At 72.8% G+C, this 17,337-nt stretch carries 11 protein-coding genes; 7 read left to right on the top strand and 4 right to left on the bottom strand.

The window, feature by feature from the left end:
- Positions 1 to 17 precede the first annotated feature (17 nt).
- The 6 genes from PZE19_RS11240 to PZE19_RS11215 are packed head-to-tail and all read left to right on the top strand — an operon-like array spanning position 18 to position 11,244.
- The gene (locus PZE19_RS11240) at positions 18 to 1,028 is read left to right on the top strand and encodes an AAA family ATPase (protein ID WP_277860709.1); all 1,011 of its coding nucleotides are present in this window, start codon (positions 18 to 20) and stop codon (positions 1,026 to 1,028) included.
- Positions 1,025 to 2,023 carry a DUF58 domain-containing protein gene (locus tag PZE19_RS11235; RefSeq protein ID WP_277860708.1) on the top strand — a complete coding sequence of 333 codons (999 nt, stop codon included), beginning with the start codon at positions 1,025 to 1,027 and terminating at the stop codon, positions 2,021 to 2,023. Before PZE19_RS11240 ends, PZE19_RS11235 begins: the two co-directional genes overlap by 4 nt.
- Positions 2,020 to 4,098: a BatA domain-containing protein gene (locus PZE19_RS11230; protein WP_277860707.1), complete on the top strand. Its 2,079-nt coding sequence runs from the start codon at positions 2,020 to 2,022 to the stop codon at positions 4,096 to 4,098. The genes PZE19_RS11235 and PZE19_RS11230 overlap by 4 nt, the downstream gene beginning before the upstream one ends.
- On the top strand, positions 4,095 to 7,907 hold the full coding sequence (locus PZE19_RS11225; RefSeq protein WP_277860706.1) for a DUF4175 family protein: 3,813 nt from the start codon (positions 4,095 to 4,097) through the stop codon (positions 7,905 to 7,907). Before PZE19_RS11230 ends, PZE19_RS11225 begins: the two co-directional genes overlap by 4 nt.
- Positions 7,904 to 10,258: a glutamine amidotransferase gene (locus PZE19_RS11220; protein ID WP_277860705.1), complete on the top strand. Its 2,355-nt coding sequence runs from the start codon at positions 7,904 to 7,906 to the stop codon at positions 10,256 to 10,258. The genes PZE19_RS11225 and PZE19_RS11220 overlap by 4 nt, the downstream gene beginning before the upstream one ends.
- A gap of 23 nt (positions 10,259 to 10,281) precedes the next feature.
- The gene (locus PZE19_RS11215; protein ID WP_277860704.1) at positions 10,282 to 11,244 is read left to right on the top strand and encodes a hypothetical protein; all 963 of its coding nucleotides are present in this window, start codon (positions 10,282 to 10,284) and stop codon (positions 11,242 to 11,244) included.
- A 19-nt stretch (positions 11,245 to 11,263) separates the two neighbouring features.
- Here the strand turns inward: PZE19_RS11215 and PZE19_RS11210 are convergent, their stop codons facing one another.
- The gene (locus PZE19_RS11210; RefSeq protein WP_277860703.1) at positions 11,264 to 11,908 is read right to left on the bottom strand and encodes an HD domain-containing protein; all 645 of its coding nucleotides are present in this window, start codon (positions 11,906 to 11,908) and stop codon (positions 11,264 to 11,266) included.
- Between the two features lie 257 nt (positions 11,909 to 12,165).
- Between PZE19_RS11210 and PZE19_RS11205 the strand changes: the two genes are divergently transcribed.
- Positions 12,166 to 13,575, top strand: coding sequence for a DUF6298 domain-containing protein (locus PZE19_RS11205; RefSeq protein ID WP_277860702.1), 1,410 nt, complete (start codon positions 12,166 to 12,168; stop codon positions 13,573 to 13,575).
- A 214-nt stretch (positions 13,576 to 13,789) separates the two neighbouring features.
- Here PZE19_RS11205 and PZE19_RS11200 read toward each other — a convergent pair whose 3' ends face one another.
- The 3 genes from PZE19_RS11200 to PZE19_RS11190 all read right to left on the bottom strand — a co-directional run bounded on the left by PZE19_RS11200 (position 13,790) and on the right by PZE19_RS11190 (position 17,317).
- Positions 13,790 to 14,515, bottom strand: coding sequence for a hypothetical protein (locus tag PZE19_RS11200; RefSeq protein ID WP_277860701.1), 726 nt, complete (start codon positions 14,513 to 14,515; stop codon positions 13,790 to 13,792).
- A gap of 72 nt (positions 14,516 to 14,587) precedes the next feature.
- The gene (locus tag PZE19_RS11195; protein WP_277860700.1) at positions 14,588 to 14,968 is read right to left on the bottom strand and encodes a DUF7009 family protein; all 381 of its coding nucleotides are present in this window, start codon (positions 14,966 to 14,968) and stop codon (positions 14,588 to 14,590) included.
- The gene (locus tag PZE19_RS11190; protein WP_277860699.1) at positions 14,969 to 17,317 is read right to left on the bottom strand and encodes an FdhF/YdeP family oxidoreductase; all 2,349 of its coding nucleotides are present in this window, start codon (positions 17,315 to 17,317) and stop codon (positions 14,969 to 14,971) included.
- Positions 17,318 to 17,337: the final 20 nt, after the last annotated feature.

Raw genomic sequence — 17,337 nt, 5'->3', positions numbered from 1 at the left:
GCGGGAAAGGGGCCGTCGTGACGGGAGAGGTCGAATCGTACGAGGACGAGAAGCGGATCGTCGAGAAGCTCCAGGAGGGCCGCGGCCGGATCGAACGCGAACTCGCCAAGGTGATCGTCGGCCAGGCGGAGGCGACTCACCAGCTGCTGATCGCCCTCTTCGCCGGCGGCCACTGCCTGATCACCGGCGCCCCGGGGCTCGCCAAGACGCTGCTCGTCCGGACCATCGCCCAGGTCTTCCACCTGGACTTCCGGCGCATCCAGTTCACCCCCGACCTGATGCCGGCCGACATCACCGGCACCGAGATCCTCGAAGAGGTCGGCGACGGCCATCGTCGGATGCAGTTCGTCAAGGGGCCGATCTTCGCCAACGTGATCCTCGCCGACGAGATCAACCGCACGCCCCCCAAGACCCAGGCCGCCCTCCTGGAGGCCATGCAGGAGCACCAGGTCACCGCGGCCGGCACGCGCTACCCGCTGGAGGAGCCCTTCTTCGTCCTGGCGACCCAGAACCCGATCGAGATGGAAGGGACGTACCCGCTCCCCGAGGCCCAGCTCGACCGCTTCCTGTTCAACGTGGTCGTCGACTACCTGCCCGAGGACGACGAGGTGGCGGTCGTCCAGCAGACGACCTCGCGGAAGCCCGAGAAGGTCGAGCCCCTGTTCAGCGGCCGGGACGTCCTGGAGTTCCACGAGGTGGTCCGCAAGGTCCCGGTCGCCGAGCCGCTGGTCCGCTATGCTGTGCGACTGGCCTCCGCGAGCCGCCCCGGACCGGACGCCCCCAAATTCGTGAACGACTGGGTGAGCTGGGGCGCGGGGCTCCGCGCGGCGCAGTCGCTGGTGCTGGGGGCCAAGGCCCGGGCCCTGCTGGGGGGCCGCTTCCACGTCGCCACCGAGGACATCCGCGCGCTGGCCCACCCCACGCTGCGGCACCGCGTGCTGCTGGGCTACCGCGCCGAGGCCGACGGCGTGGCCGTCGACTCCGTGATCGACCGGCTCCTCGAACACGTCAAGGAGCCGATCCGGTGACGACGCCGACCGGCCGGCCGCGATCCCCGGAGCCCGACGCCCGCGCCCCCTCGTCGCGCCGCGGGTCGTTCGTCGACCCCCAGACCCTCTTCCGCATCAAGAGCCTGCAACTGCGGGCGAAGGCCGCCGTCGAGGGCTTCATCAAGGGGATCCACCGCAGCCCCTACCACGGGTTCTCGGTCGAGTTCAGCGAGTACCGCCAGTACAGCGTGGGCGACGACCCCCGGTATCTCGACTGGCGCCTCTACGCCCGGTCCGACCGCTACTACGTCAAGCGGTTCGAGGACGAGACGAACCTCCGCTGCCACCTCGTCGTCGATTCGAGCCGGTCGATGGGCTACGGCACGCTCGGCTTCACCAAGGGCGAGTACGCCCGGACCGCGGCGGCCACCATCGCCTATTTCCTGACCCTCCAGCGCGACGCGGTGGGGCTCGCCGCGTTCGAGGACCGGATCGTCGAATACCTGCCCCCTCGACATCGGCCGGGGCACCTCCGCCGGCTCATGGGGATGCTCGACCGCGAGCCCCAGGGCAAGGCGACGGACCTCGTCGGCCCGCTCGACGAGCTGGCGGCGACCGTGAAGAAGCGCGGGCTGATCGTGCTGCTGTCCGACCTCCTCGTCCCCGCCGAGGCGATCCGCGGCCCGCTGGCCCGGCTCCGCGCCCGAGGCCACGAGGTGATCGCCCTGCGCGTCCTCGACCCGGCCGAGGTCGGCTTCACCTTCGCCGGCCCTTCCCAGTTCCGAGACGCCGAATCGGGCCGCGCCCTGTACGTCGACCCCGACGCCGCCCGCGCCGGCTACCTGGAGCGGTTCGCCGCGCACGCCGCCGAGGTCCAGCAGATCTGCACCGGCCTGGGATTCGCGCTCCGGACGATGACGACCGACTCCCCCCTTGAGCTGGCCCTCTTCGACGTGCTGAAGTCGCGGATGATGCGGCTCGCCGGCCCATCCCGTAGGCCCTCCCCGGGCGGAAGGGGAGGCGGGCGGCCATGAGCTTCCTCACCCCCTTCTTCATCCTGGGCGGCCTGGCCGTCGCGGCCCCGATCCTGTTCCACCTGATCCGCCGGACGACCCGCTCCGAGATGCCCTTCAGCTCGCTCATCTTCCTCGCCCCGTCCCCCCCGAGGGTGACGCGGCGCAGCCGGCTGGAGCACTGGCCGCTGCTGCTGCTGCGGGCCGCGGCCCTGGCCATCCTCGCGGCCGCCTTCGCCCGGCCCTTCCTGCGGCAGACGGCCGCGCAGGACCTCGGCGACGTCGGACGCAGCCGGACCGCCCTGCTCATCGACGTCAGCGCCAGCATGCGCCGGGGGACGCTGTGGTCGAAGGCCGTGGCGAAGGCCCTGGAGGTCGTCGCGGGCTGCGGGCCCCAGGACGAGCTGGCGGTCCTCGCGTTCGACGCCTCCTCGCGGCCCGTGCTCGGGTTCGCCGAGTGGGCGAGCCTCGACCCGGCCCAGCGCCAGGCCGCGGCGCGGTCCCGGATCGAGGCCCTCGCGCCGTCGTGGGGCGCGACCCGCCTGGGCCAGGCGCTCATCGACGCCGCCGGCGCGATCGAGGACCTCGGCGACGCCGCCCGCGCCTCCGCCAGGGTCCCGCGCCGGATCGTCCTGGTCTCCGACCTCCAGCAAGGGAGCCGGCTTGACGCCCTGGGCGACTTCGACTGGCCTTCGGACCTCGAGCTGGACGCCCGGCCGGTCGCCGCCGAGGGCTCCAACGCCGCCGCCGAGTGGCTCGCCCCCTCGGACGACGACGCCCGGCCCGACGCCCTGCGCGTCCGCGTCAGCAACGACCCGAACTCGAAGCGCGAGTCGTTCTCCCTCTCCTGGGTCGACGACAAGGAGGCCCGGCCGATCCCCGTCTACGTCCCGCCGGGCGAGAGTCGCGTCGTCCGCGTTCCGCGTCCGACCGCCGGCCCCGCGCGGACCGCGCTGCGGCTCGAAGGGGACGCGCACTCGTTCGACGACGTGCTGTATCTCGCGGCCGACCCCGAGCAACCGGCGACCGTCCTCTTCGTCGGCCCCGACGAGCCCGACGACCCTGAGGGGCTGCTGTACTACCTCGGGCGGGTGTTCGACGCCGCGCCCGGCCGCGCCGTGAAGGTCGAGCGACGGGCCCCGGGCTCGCCCCTGGCGATCGCGGCCGACCCTCCCCCGGCGCTCGTCGTGCTGGCCGCGGAAACCTCGCCCGGCGACGCCGCTTCGCTCGCGGAGTTTGCGAAGCGCGGCGGGACCGTCCTGGCCGTCGTCGCCGCGGGCCGCGCCGCGACCCTCGCGGCGGCGGCCGAGGTGCCGGCGTTCGACGTGGTGGACGCCGAGGTCCGGGGCGATGCGATGCTCGGCGAGATCGCCTTCGACCATCCCCTCTTCGCGTCGGTGTCCGCCCCCCAGTTCAACGACTTCACCAAGATCCGCTTCCGGCGCTACCGGCGGCTCCCCGCCGACGCGCTGGGCGAGGCCCGCGTCGTCGCCCGGTTCGAGAACGGCGACCCGGCGGTGATCGAGAAGCGACTCGGCAAGGGACGGCTCGTGGTCTTCGCCAGCGGCTGGAAGCCGGCCGACGGCTGGCTCGCCCGATCGTCGAAGTTCGTGCCGCTCATGTCGGCCCTGCTCGACGGACCGGGCTCGGGAGAGGCCGCCGGTCCGCTCCTCGTCGGCGGCCCGATCCCGCTCCCCGAAGGCGCCGTCGCCGTCCACAAGCCCGACGGCTCGACGGTCCGGGTCGAGCCCGGGACGGCCGCCTTCCGCGCGGCCGAGGCCCCCGGCGTCTACGGGGTCGATGCTCCCGGAGGCCCCCGGCGCTTCGCGGTGAACCTCGATCCGCTGGAGAGCCGGACCGCGCCCCTGGGCGTCGAGGCGCTGGAGCAGGCGGGCTGTCGGCTCGTCCGGTCCGAGGCGTCGGCCGAGGTCGAGCGCGAGGCCACGAGGCAGTTGCAGAACGCGGAGCTGGAGGGGCGCCAGAAGCTCTGGCGTCCCTTGATCCTGCTGGCGATCGCGGTGCTGATCGTCGAAACCTGGCTGGCGGGGCGGCTCGGCCGCGCCCGGCCCATACAAGCGGGGGCGTCGGCGCCATGAACTACGAGCTGAGATCCGCCCTGGACCGGGTCGCGCTGCGGCTTCGGCGTCGGAGCCTGTGGGCGAACCTGGCCTTCTGCTGGCTCGCCTGGGGCGGCGCGGGCCTCGCTTTGCTGGCGACGGGCCCTTACCCGTCGGGGCTGGTCGCCATCCTCGGCGGCCTGGCCCTGATATCGGGGCTGGGCTGCGCACTGCTCGCGCGGAGGACCGAGAAGGATCCCCTCTGCGTCGCCGGCCGCGTCGAGGCCGCGCATCCCGACCTGGAGGCCGTCCTGCTGACCGCGGTCGAGGACGAGTTCGCCCCCGCGACGCAACCTCGCGGCTTCCTGCGTCAGTCGGTGCTCGACCGGGCGATCGAGCACGGCCGCGGCCACGACTGGCCGAAGGCCGTCGTCTCGCCCTGGCGTCTCGCCGCCGCCCGTTTCGGCCACGCGGCGGCCGGCTGCGGCGTGCTCGCCGTCTTCGGGCTGCTGGCCGTCCAGTCGCGCGAGTTCATCGATCGCTCGCCGCCTCGGTCGAGCGCCGCGGCGTCCTCCGCCGCCGACGCGGGCCTCGAGGTGCTCCCGGGCGATGCCGAGATCGAGCGCGGCACCCCCTTGCTGGTCGTCGCCCGCTTCGGCGGCGTCGCGCCTCCCGAGGCGAAGCTCGTCGTCGAGGGCGGACCCGGGGCCGGCCCGCCGCGGGGGATGACCCGGAGCCTGGAAGACCCCACGTTCGCTGGCCGGGTCGAGTCGGTCGACGCCGACCTGACGTACCACGTCGAGTTCGGGGCCGGCCGCAGCCCGTCGTACCGCGTCCACGTCTTCGAGCACCCCGAGCTGACCCGGATCGACGCCCAGCTCGTCTATCCCGGCTACACCGCGCTCGCTCCCAAGACCGCCGAGGACGTCCGCCACATCTCGGCCGTGGAGGGGACCGAGGCCGCGCTGACGTTCCGGCTCAACAAGGAGGTCGCCTCGGCCGCACTCGTGGACGAGGACGGCGTGGAGACCCCGCTGGAGCCGACGGCCGCGGGGGCCCCGACGCTCCGCGCGGCGCTCAAGCTCGCCGAGTCGCATCGCTACAAGGTCCGGCTCGTCGACCGCGACGGCCGCAAGAACAAGCTGACGGCCGAGCTGGGCGTGAACGTCGGCCGCAACCGGCCGCCGACGATCGCGGTGGCCGCCCCCGGCCGCGACGTCCGGGTCTCGCCCGTCGAGGAGCTGCGGCTCAAGGCGCAGGCCGACGACGACTTCGGGGTCGTCCGCCACGGCCTCAGTTACGTCCACGCCGGCGGCGAGCCCCGCGAGGTCGTCCTCTCCGCGGCGGACGCGGGCGCGAAGCCGGCCAAGAAGGTCGAGTTCGAGTCGATGATCGACTTCGAATCGCTCAAGGCGGCCCCGGACGAGCTGGTCTCGTACTTCGCCTGGGCCGAGGACGTCGGCCCCGACGGCGCGGTCCGCCGCGCCGAGGGGGACATGTTCTTCGCCGAGGTCCGCCACTTCGAGGAGATCTTCCGCCAGGGCGAGCCCCCCCCGGGGACGTCGCAGGAGCAGCAACAGCAGGAAGGCGCCGAGGCGCAGCAGGCCGAACAGCTCGCGGAGCTGCAGAAGCAGGTCGTCAACGGCACCTGGAAGGTCGTCCGTCGCGAGGTCGGCGCGAAGCCTACCGACAAGTTCGCCGCCGACGTCAAGCTCTTGCAGGAGTCGCAGCAGACGGCCGTCGCGCAGGCGGAGGCCCTGGGGGGCAAGCTCCAGGACCCGGCCTCGAAGGCGGATCTCGGTCGGGCCGTGAAGGCGATGGGCGAGGCCGTCGCGGGGCTGGGCGCGGCCCTCGCCGCCAACGACCCGGCGGGGCTCAAGCCGGCCCTGGCCGCCGAGCAGGCCGCGTATCAGGCGCTCCTCAAGCTGCGGGCCCGCGAGTTCCAGGTCGTCCGCGGCGGGGCCCGCAAACGCGGAGGGGGCGGAGGCGGCTCGGCCTCACAGCGTCAGCTCGATCAGCTCGAATTGAAGAACGACGAGGAACGATTCGAGGAGCAGAGCCGGGCCAAGCCAGAAGAGGCCACGCAGAAGGAGCGCGAGCAGCGCGAGACCCGCCAGATCGCCAGCCGCCTGCGCGAGCTGGCCCAGCGCCAGGCCGACCTCAACGCGCGCCTCAAGGAGTTGCAGTCGGCCCTGGAGGCCGCCAAGGACGAGACGGCCAGGCAGGAGGTCGAACGCCAGCTCAAGCGGCTCCGCGACCAGCAGCAGCAGGTCCTCCGCGACGCCGACGAGCTGCAGGAGCGGATGGAGAACGAGCAGAACCGCGACCGCATGGCCGAGGCCCGCCAGCAGGTCGAGCAGGCCCGCGAGCATGCCCGCCAGGCCTCCGACGCCCTGGAGCAGGGCCGGACCTCGCAGGCGCTGACCGAGGGCGCCCGCGCCGGCGAGAAGCTCGACCAGGTCCGCGAGGACCTGCGCAAGCAGTCCTCGAACCGGTTCTCCGAAGAGATGACCGAGATGCGCGACGAGGCCAAGCGGCTCGACGAGGCGCAGGACGGCCTCACCGAGAAGCTCGACGCCTGGAAGGACCGCCCCGAGAAGACGCTCCGCGACTCCGGCGACCGCAAGGACCTGGAGAAGGGGCTCGAACGCCAGCGCGAGGACTTCGAGAAGCTCGTCGACCGGATGAAGGGGACGATCCAGGAGGCCGAGGAGACCGAGCCCCTGCTGGCCAAGACCCTCTTCGACGCTGTCCGCAAGGCCGACGAGCAGGCCGTCCCCGAGGCGCTCCGCGAGGCCGAACGTTTGGCGCAGCTCGGTGTCCCCGAGGAGGCCGCCCGATCGTCGCAACGCGCCGGCCAGGGCGTCGACCAGCTCCGGAAGGGCGTCGAACGCGCCGCCCAGAGCATCCTCGGCGACGAGGTCGCCGCCCTCCGCCGCGCGCAGGGCGAGGTTGACGATCTCGCCGACCAGGTCGACCGCGAGATCGCCCAGGCCGACGGCCAGGGCCGGAAGCCGGGTCGGCCCGAAGGCGAACGCCGACCGGGCGACCCGCGACAAAAAGCCCGGCCCGGCCAGGCCGGCGACTCGGAGCGACCCGACGCCGAAGGCTCTCGCGAGGGTCGACCCGCGGGCCAGGGCGAACCGGCCGAGGCGGGCAAGGCGGGCGACCGACGAGAACGCCAGGGCGAGCCTCAGCCGAAGGGTCAACCCGGTCAGCCGCACGAGAAGGGCCAGCCCGGCGCGCCCCAGGAGAAAGGTCAGCCCGGCGGGGGGCGAGGTCAGCCGGGCGAACTGCAAGAGCCGGGCCAGGGCGACGCCCAGAAAGGGCAGCCCGGTGGTCAGCCGGGCCAGGGGCAGCAAGGTCAGGGCGGTCAAGGCGAGCCTCGCGAGCCGGGCCGGGGTGAAGGTGGGCAGGGCGGCGAGGGGGCGCCGCAAGGCGGAGCGGGTGGCGGCGGCGGTCGGTCGGCAGGCGATCGCCTGCTGGACGGGCTCGCCCGCGGTCCCGGCGCGCCGATCCGGGGCGAAGGCTTCCGCCAGTGGTCGGACCGGATGCGCGACGTGGAGGAGCTGCTGGAGAATCCCGAGCTGCGGGCCGAGGCCGCACGGATCCGCGACCGCGTCCGGGGGGCCCGCGAGGAGTTCAAGAAGCACGCCAAGGAGCCCGACTGGTCGCAGTTGAAGGACATGGTGGCCGAGCCGATCCGCGAGCTTCGCAACCGGATCGCCGAGGAGGTCCGCCGCCGCGAGGAGCCCGACGCCCTGGTGCCGATCGACCGCGACCCCGTCCCGCCCAAATTCGCGGAGGGCGTGCGGCGCTACTACGAGCGCCTCGGGAGCGGACGATGACCTCCCCCTCGATCATCCTCGGCGCACCCGGGTGGTGGCCCTGGGCCGCCTCGCTGGCGGGCCTGGCCCTGGCGCTGATCGTCTGGAGCTACTCCCGGGCCGGCGCGGGCGCCGGGGTCCGCACCGCTTGCGCAATCCTCAAGGCGCTGGCGTTCGCGACGCTCGCGCTGATCCTGCTGGAGCCCTTGCTCTCGGGCCTGCGGCCCCGCCGCGGCGCGAACGCGTTCGCCGTGATGGCCGACGTGAGCGAGAGCCTCTTGATCCGCGACGACGGCTCGGAGCAGACGCGGGGCGATTGGATCCGCGACCGGCTCCGCCGCGAGGCCCCCTGGCGGGCGCGGCTGGGCCAGGACTTCGACGCCCGCGGCTACACCTTCGACACCCACCTCCGCGCCGTCGACGACTTCGACGACCTGGCCTTCGACGGCCCCGGCTCGGCGATCGGCGCCGCGCTGGCGTCGCTCTCCAAGCGGTTCCGGGGCTTGCCCCTGGCCGGCGCGCTCCTCTTCACCGACGGCTGCCGGACGGACGTCGGCGACGTCGACTGGTCGAGTTTGCCGCCGATCTATCCGGTGATCCCCCCCGCGCCGGGGGTCGCCCGCGACGTCGGCGTGCGCGACGTCTCGATCAGCCAGACCAACTTCGAATCCGCCCCGGTCGTGCTCCGGGCCGAGGTCTCGGCCGTCGGCTACGCGGGCCGGCCGATCGTCGCCGTCGTCGTCGACGAGGCGGGCGTCGAGGTCCAGCGTCAGCAGGCGAAGGCCGAGGCCGACGCCAAGCCCCTGAGCTTCCGCTTCCAGTTCCGCCCCGCACGCCGGGGCGTCGGCTTCTACCAGGTCCGCGCCTTCCCGGCCGACGAGGAGCCCAAGCCGGAGGCCGCCGGCGCTTCGCCGGCCTCGACCGAGCAGACGCTCGCCAACAACGGACGGCTGGTCGTCGTCGACCAGGGGGGCGGCGAATACCGGGTGCTCTACGTCGGCGGCCGGCCCAACTGGGAATTCAAGTTCCTCCGCCGGGCGCTCCGGGACGACGAGCAGATCAAGCTCGTCGGCCTGCTGCGGATTGCCCGCAAGCAGCCCAAGTTCGACTTCCAGGCCGCCCGCGACCGCACGAACAAGTTCTTCCAGGGCTTCGACAACCCCGACGCCGAGACCGCGGAGGCCGCCGACCAGCCGGTCCTGGTCCGGCTCGACACGCTCGACGAGGCCGAGCTTCGAGACGGCTTCCCGAAGACGGCCGAGGAACTGTACCGCTTCCACGCGATCGTCGTGGACGACCTGGAGGCCGGCTTCTTCACGCCCGACCAACTCGCCCTGCTGCGGAACTTCGTCGCCGTCCGGGGGGGCGGGCTGCTCATGCTCGGCGGCCCCGACTCGTTCGCCGACGGCGGGTACGACCGGACCGCCGTCGGCGAGCTGCTGCCCGTCTACCTCGGCGGTCGGGCCGAGCCGGCCGACTCCGGCGGGCTGCGGCTGGTCCTGACCCGCGAGGGCTGGCTCCAGCCCTGGGTGCGGACCCGGGCCACCGAGGACGAGGAGCACAAGCGGCTGGCCGCCATGCCGCCGTTCCGGACCCTCAGCCGCGTGGGCCGCATCAAGCCGGGGGCCGTCGTCCTGGCCGAGGTCGCCGACCCCGACGGGGCCGTCGCCCCCGCCCTCGCGGCGCAGAACTTCGGCAAGGGCCGCGTCGCCGCGCTCTTGATCGGCGACCTCTGGCGCTGGGGGATGCGGAAGCAGGACTCCGAGGAGAGCGACCTCGAACGGTCCTGGCGGCAGACCGCGCGCTGGCTGGTCGCCGACGTCCCCCGGCGCGCGGAGGTCGCCGCCCGCCCGAAGCCCGACGCCCCCGCGCCGGCCGTCGAGCTGACGGCCCGGGTGCGCGACCCCGAGTACCGGCCGCTCGACGACGCCAAGGTCGCGTTCAAGGTCGCGCTCCCCGGCGGCGAATCCCTGACGCTCGACGCCGAGCCCGACCCTCGCGAGGCCGGCGCGTACGCGGCGACCTACGTGCCCAAGCGGCCCGGGGCCTATCGCGTCGCGGCGACCGCCGTCGCGGTGGACGGCTCGACCGTCGGCGAGGCCGAGGCCGGCTGGGCGGCCCAGCCCGCCGCCGACGAGTTCGCCCGCCTCGCGCCCGATCGCGCGTTCCTCGCCGAGCTGGCCGCGAAGACGGGGGGCGAGGTGATCGACGGCTCGCGCCTGGACGCCTTCGTCGCCGGCCTCCCCGCGCGCGGGGCGCCGATCTCGGAACCCTGGACGGCCCCGCTGTGGGACCACCCGCTCGCCTTCCTGATCGCGATCGCCTGCCTCACCGCCGAGTGGGGCCTGCGCCGCCTGAACGGACTCGCCTGACGAACCCCACCCCGGTGCACGCCATGCCGACGCTCCTCGCGATGACCCTCTGCCTGGCCCTGGCCGGCCCCGAGTCCGACCGCCCCTCGGTGATCGTGGTCGTGGGCGCGCCCGGGACGCCCGAGTACGCCGCCGACTTCCGCCGCGCGGCCGACGCCTGGAAGGCCGCCGCCGCGAAGGCCCCGGCCGAGTTCCTGGGGATCGGCCTGGATAAGCCCGTCGAGGGCGGCCCGTCCGACCGCGACGCCCTGCAAAAAGCCCTCGCCGAGCGGGCGACGGCCGGGCGCGAGGCCCTCTGGATCGTGATGATCGGCCACGGGACGTTCGACGGCCGCGAGGCCCGGTTCAACCTCCGCGGGCCCGACGTCTCGGCCGCCGAGCTGGCCGCCTGGCTCAAGCCGGCCGCCCGCCCGCTCGCGATCCTCGACGGCTCGTCGGCCAGCGGGCCGTTCCTCAACGCGCTGTCGGCCCCGGGCCGCGTCGTCGCGACCGCGACGCGGAGCGGCGACGAGCAGAACTACGCCCGTTTCGGCCTCCAACTCGCCGAGTCGATCGCCGACCCCCGCGCCGACCTCGACAAGGACGGCCAGGTCTCGCTGCTGGAGGCCTTCCTCACGGCCGGCGGCCGGACCGAGGAGTTCTACCGGTCGAAGTCGCGTCTGGCCACCGAGCACGCCCTGCTCGACGACAACGGCGACCGGATGGGCACGCCGGCCGACTGGTTCCGCGGCGTCCGCGCCACCCGGCGGGTCGCGGGCGGCTCGGCCCTGGACGGCGCCCGCGCGCACCAACTCCACCTCGTCCCCAACGACCGCGACCGGCGGATGTCCCCCGAGGTCCGCGAGCGTCGCGACCGCCTCGAACGCGACGCCGCCGACCTGCTCGCGAAGAAGGATTCGCTGGCCGCCGACGAGTACTACGCCCGCCTCGAACCCATCATGGTCGAGCTCGCCCGCCTCTACCGCGACTCCGAGCCGGGCCGTTGACGGCCGTCGAGGTCGAGGCTCAATCCGGGAACGGCGACGCGTCGATCATCGCGCAGAAGTTGGGGCGGACGTAGCCGAGCAGCAGCCGCTCCAGCACGTCGGCCTTGATGTTGCCGAAGGCGGTCTCGGGCTTGTGGGCGATGCCGTCGGCGAAGGCCCGGACGATGCTCCGCTTGAAGTCCACGCGCGGGAAGGCCGCCAGTACGGCGTCGCGGTCCTGGGCGGAGACGTCGTCGTAGCCGAGCCCGATGACGTCCAGCTCGACGCCCGCGGCGACGAGCGCCACCACGGGCGGCTTCCACTTCGGGATGCCCGGCGTCGTATGCAGGGCGATGGCGTCCCAGACGACGTCGATGGACGCCTCGGGCACCTGGTGCCGCCGGAGGAACTCCCGCGCCGCGTTGGCCCCGTCCACCTCGAAGCGTTCTTTCGGGCTGCGGTACTTCTCCGTCAGCCCCATGTCGTGGAAGAGGGCCCCGATGTAGAGCAGCTCGGGGTCGAATGTCAGGCCGAGCCGACGGCCCTGCAGCGAGCCGAATAAATAGACGCGCAGCGAGTGGTCGAACAGCAGGTCCGACTCGGTGTCGCGCACCAGCTCGGCGGCCTCGACGGCCAGCGCGCCGTCGGGGATGGAGACGCCGGCGATCTCTTTCGGACGGGCCATGGGAGCATGCTCCTTGCCGGGTTCGAGATCGGGGAGATCGTCGGATCGCCCGCCGCGGGCCGAGGTCGGCTCCCCCGACTTGATCGTAGGAGGTGAGGCAAGACGCGGAGCGAGCCCGAAGGCCCGGCGTCCCGCCGCGGTCGCCCGCCGGGACGTCCCCTTTGACACCGCCCCCCGGCGCGTGTCCAATTCATCTCCATGCGGCGCGGCCGCGGTCCGGGACGGAGAGATCGCATTCCTTCGCGAGGGCCGAGTCGATGAAATGGCTCACGATCGGGCTGTTCGCCCTGGGCCCGGCATTCCTGTCGCCGGCCCTCGCCGCCGCGGACGGCCCCGCGACCGGGCCTTTGAAAGTCCATCCGAGCAACCCTCGCTATTTCGCCGACGCGAGCGGCCGGGCGGTCTTCCTGACGGGATCGCACACCTGGGCGAACCTCCAGGATCAGGGCCCCGAAAGCTCGTCGCCGCCGTTCGACTTCGCCCGCTATCTCGATTTCCTGAGCGAGCGCAACCACAACGTCATCCGGCTGTGGGCCTGGGAGCAGGCCCGCTGGGCGCCCTGGTCCGACGGCAAGGGATCCAATCCCGCGGACTGGTTCATCGCGCCCAATCCGTACGCCCGCACGGGCCCGGGGACGGCCCTCGACGGCAAGCCGCGATTCGACCTCTCCCGGTTCGACGAGGCGTATTTCGATCGACTTCGGACGCGGGTGCGGCAGGCGGGCGAGCGGGGGATCTACGTCTCGGTCATGCTCTTCCAGGGCTGGAGCGCGTCCAAGGCCTGGCTGGGCGGGACCCCCTGGCGCGGCCACCCGTACCATCCCGACAACAACGTCCAGCGCTTCAACGGCAACAAGCACGGCGACAGCGGCCCCGCCCTCGACGACCCCCAGGTCCGCGAGCGGCAGGCGGCTTACATCCGCAAGGTCGTCGACACGCTCAACGACCTGGACAACGTGCTCTACGAGGTGACCAACGAGGGCGGCGACAAGAACTGGGACTGGTTCGTCGTCGACGCCGTGCACGCCCATGAGAAGACCCGGCCCAGGCAGCACCCCGTCGGGCTCACAGGCCACGGCTCGGAGAGCAACGACGAGATGACGGCCAGCCCGGCGGACTGGTTCTCGCCGGGATCGAAGGACTGGCCCGACCTCGAAATCGACCCTCGCGCGGTCGACGGTCGGAAGGTCAGCCTGCTCGACACCGACCACGTCTTCGGGGTCGGCGGCGACCCGCAGTGGGTCTGGAAGGCGTTCCTTCGCGGTCACAACATCCTGTTCATGGATCCCTACGACGACCCCGCGTGGACGCCGATCCTCGCCGCCCAGGGGGTGGGCGTGCGGGACGCCGAGGCCTGCCGCCGGGCGATGGGCCATGCGCGCCGGTACGCCTCGCGCATCGACCTCGCGGCCAGCCGTCCCGCCGGCGAACTGGTCTCGACCAGCTTCGCCCTGGCGGTCCCCGGCCGGGAATACCTGGCCTACCTGCCCGACGGCGGCCCCGCGACCATCGACGTCTCGGCGGCGAAGGGGCGATTGGTCGTCGAGTGGATGCACCCGACCACCGGCCGGATCACCCCCGGCGAGCCGGTCGAGGGTGGGGCGATCCGCACGCTGAAGCCACCCTTCGCCGGGGCCGCCGTGGTCTATCTGAAGACCTCGCCCTGAAGTCCCCCGTCCGAGCGGGGTGGGGCGAGACGTCCTTCTCCCCTTCGTGGGAGAAGGCGCCGCGCAGCGGCGGATGATGGGCGCGTCATCCGACGCCGGTCGCCTCGCATCCCGGGCCGACGGCCTCGCGATCCGAGGCGGCGGCGGGCCGCTCGGTCGACGGTGAGGTGACGATCATGGTCCCCTCATCCGGCCCTCCGGGCCCGCGTTCGTCCTACGAGGCGGCCGGCCGGGGCTGTTCCCGGCCCATCGAGCGGACGGTCTCGGCCTTGGAGAGGTGCTTGGTCGTGATGGCGATCGCCAGCATCTCGACCTCCGAGGACGCCCGCAAGATCGAGTCGTCGGGGGCTCCGCGGGTGTAGAGGGGGGCGAGGTTGCCGATGACCGTCAGCATCTGCGTGCAGTAGAGGAGGTACACCTCGTCGATCGCCGGGTTGCCGGTCCCCCCGCCGGAGACGGAGCGGTAGAGGTCGGGCGTGTAGTAGAGCTGGGTCACGTCGATGACGTGGACGAACTCGCGCAGCTCGCCGATGAAGCTCAGCGCCTCCTTGCGCTTGATCCGGGCCTCCAGGGTCACGCAGAACCACAGGGCGCCGGCGAGCAGGACGAGCAGGTTGAACCCGGCGTTCAGGGCCTCGAACACCTCGGTGATCGTGCCGAACGCCCATTTCGTGTGGACGTGGCGGGCGAGGAACCAGAGCCCCAGGAACACCAGCCCGCTGGCCAGGACGGAGAACGCCCGGATGACGAAGATCGGCTCGTTCGCCTTCCGCCCGCGTTCCTCGGTCGCGACGGCGATCTCGGTCAGCTCCTTCGAGAGGGCCGCCAGGGTCGTCCCCGGGAGGCGGCGCTCGACGCGCTCGGCGAGGTGCCTCGCGGCCTCGATGACCAGGCCGGCGGCCAGGCGATGCTTCGGTTTCGCTTCAGGTCGGGCTCGCAACGTGATCCCCCCGGGCCGGCGGCGCCCGCCTTCGGACTTCGATCGTCGGCCTCGCGTCGCCGCGCGGCCTCGCTAGCAGGAGGTCGACGGGTTGGGGAAGGCGTGGGCGTCGTCCGCCTCCTGCCCCGGGGGGCGGTCGAGGCACGCGAAGTCCTTCTCCAGGAGGACGCGGACGACGCCGCCGTCGACGGCCTGCGCGTGGTCGAAGCCGACGCGGCCGCCGAGTCGCCAGGCGCGGGCGTCCTCGGGGTCGATCCGGATCGTGAGGCGGTCGGCGGCGTAGGAGGCCGTCGGCCGCTCGCGGGGGGCGGGGCCCAGCTCCACGGCGTACGAGAAGGCCCGAGCCGGGCCGAACCGCAGGGCGTCCTCGACGCGGCCCTCGTCGAGCAGCGTCTGGAGGTCGCGGCGATCCAGCCGGACGCGGATCGAGTTCCCCTTGAGTCGCAGCTTCATCTAGACCTCCGACCTCGGGGCGGCGAGGCGCGAGGGGACGACCTCGACGACGACGTGCTTCATCAGCGGCTGGTCGCTCTGCGGGCTGTAGTCGCCGATGGGGCACAGGACGTTCAGCTCGGGCATGTAGCCCATGGCCGACCCGCGCGGCAGGTCGTAAGGCAGCGCCCGGTATCCGCGGACGGCCCGCGTGGAGCCGTCCTTCGCGAAGCTCGTCACGTCGATCAGGTCGTATTTCGCCAGCCCGCGCTCGCGCATGTCGTCGGCGTTCATGAAGACGAGGGTCCGCAGGTTCTTCACGCCTCGGTAGCGGTCGTCGTCGGAGTAGATCGTGGTGTTCCACTGGTCGTGCGACCGCATCGTGCCCAGGATCAGCCGGCCGGGCGCGGGGACGGCGTCGGGCAGCGGGACGTCCGAGAACTCGGCGCGGCCGGTCTTCGTCAGGAAGACCAGCTCGCGGGCCGGCTGCTTGAGGCGGAAGCCCAGGGGCTGGCGGACGCGGCGGTTGAAGTCCTCGAAGCCCTCGATCGCCTCGGCCATCGTGTCGCGGATCCGGTCGTAGTCGCCCGCGTAGACGGACCAGGGGGTCTTCGTGCCCGTCAGCGACGCCGCGGCCATGCCGGCGATGATCGCCGGCTCCGGCCGCAGGTGCGGCGAGCGCGGCTCCTTCATGCCGAACGAGAGGTGGACCATGCTCATCGAGTCCTCGACGGTGATCCCCTGCAGGCCGGTCGCGCCGTGGTCCTTCTCGGTCCGCCCCAGGCAGGGCAGGATCAGGGCGTCGCGGCCGTGGACGACGTGGCTGCGGTTGAGCTTGGTGCTCACCTGGACCGTCAGGTCGCAGTTCCGCAGCGCCGGGAACGTGTAGGCCGGGTCGGGGGCGGCTAGCGCGAAGTTGCCGCCCAGCGCGACGAACACCTTCACGTCGCCGCGCGCCATCGCCGGGATCACGCGGACGGTGTCGAGGCCGTGGGCCCGCGGCGAGGTGATGCCGCAGGCCTGATCCAGGCGGGCGAGCCAGGCCTCGCCGGGCCGGTGGTCGATCCCGCACGTGCGGTTCCCCTGCACGTTCGAGTGGCCGCGGATCGGGCAGGGCCCGGCCCCCTCGCGGCCGATGTTGCCCCGTAGGAGCAGGACGTTGACGATCTCGCGGATCGTGTCGCCGGCGTGCTCCTGCTGGGTCACGCCCAGGCACCAGCCGATGATCGCCGCCCGCGCCTTGCGGTAGACCTCGCCCAGCTCGCGGATCCGGGCCGTCGGCACGCCGGACTGCCGCTCCAGCTCCGCCCACGAGGTCGCCTCGACCCGCGAGCGGTAGGCCTCGAAGCCCGAGGTGTGGTTCTCGATGAAGCAGTGGTCGATCGCCTTCGGGTCGGCGGCGACGGCCTCGAACAGGTGCTTGGCGATCCCGCGCATGAGCGCGAGGTCGCCGGCGATCCGGGGCTGGATGTTGAGCGTGCTCGTCTTCGTCGACTGGAAGGTCGCCATCCGCAGGATGTCGTGCGGCACGATCGTCCTGCGGGCGGCCGCCTCGACGAGCGGGTTGATGTGGACGATGCTCGCCCCCCGGCGGTAGGCCTCGGCCAGCGAGGTCAGCATCCGGGGCGCGTTCGAGGCCGCGTTGACGCCCATCACGATCAGGCAGTCGGTCTTCTGCCAATCGACCAGGTCGCACGTCCCCTTGCCGGTGCCGATGGCCGCCTGCATCGCCCGGCCGCTGGCCTCGTGGCACATGTTCGAGCAGTCGGGGAGGTTGTTCGTCCCCAGCTCGCGGGCCCAGAGCTGGAGCAGGAAGGTCGCCTCGTTGCTCAGCCGGCCCGAGGTGTAGAAGGCCGCCCGGTTCGGGTCGCCCAGCCCCCGGACGTGCTTCCCGACCAGGGCGAAGGCCTCGTCCCACGTCACCGCGACGTACTTGTCCGACGCGGCGTCGTACCGCATCGGCTCGGTCAGGCGGCCGGCGTCCTCCAGGGCGAAGTCGGTCCAGGTCGCGAGTTCCGAGACCGTGTGGGCGGCGAAGAACTCGGGGGTCGCCTTCTTCTTGGTCATCTCCCAGGTGGCGTGCTTGATGCCGTTCTCGCAGATGTCCATGGTCAGGCCGTGGCGGTCGTCGGGCCAGGCGCATCCGGGGCAGTCGTAGCCGCCGTTCTCGTGGTTCATGTCGAAGACCACGCGGGCGCCGTCGAGCACCTCGCGCTGCTTGACCAGCACCTTGCCGACGCTGATCGCGGCCCCCCACCCGGCGGCCGGGTGGTGGTAGTCCTCCTGGGAAAAGGCCCCGCCCGCGTTGGGGCCGAATCCGACCGCGGGCGTCGTGGGGGTCTCCTCGGGGCGGCGATCCTCGTCCGACATCGATCGGCTCTCCTTCGGTT

The organism is Paludisphaera mucosa (assembly GCF_029589435.1).
GTDB classification, from domain to species: Bacteria; Planctomycetota; Planctomycetia; order Isosphaerales; family Isosphaeraceae; genus Paludisphaera; species Paludisphaera mucosa.
Note: the sequence above shows the minus strand (reverse complement) of the source record. Positions and strands in the feature narration are given on the sequence as shown.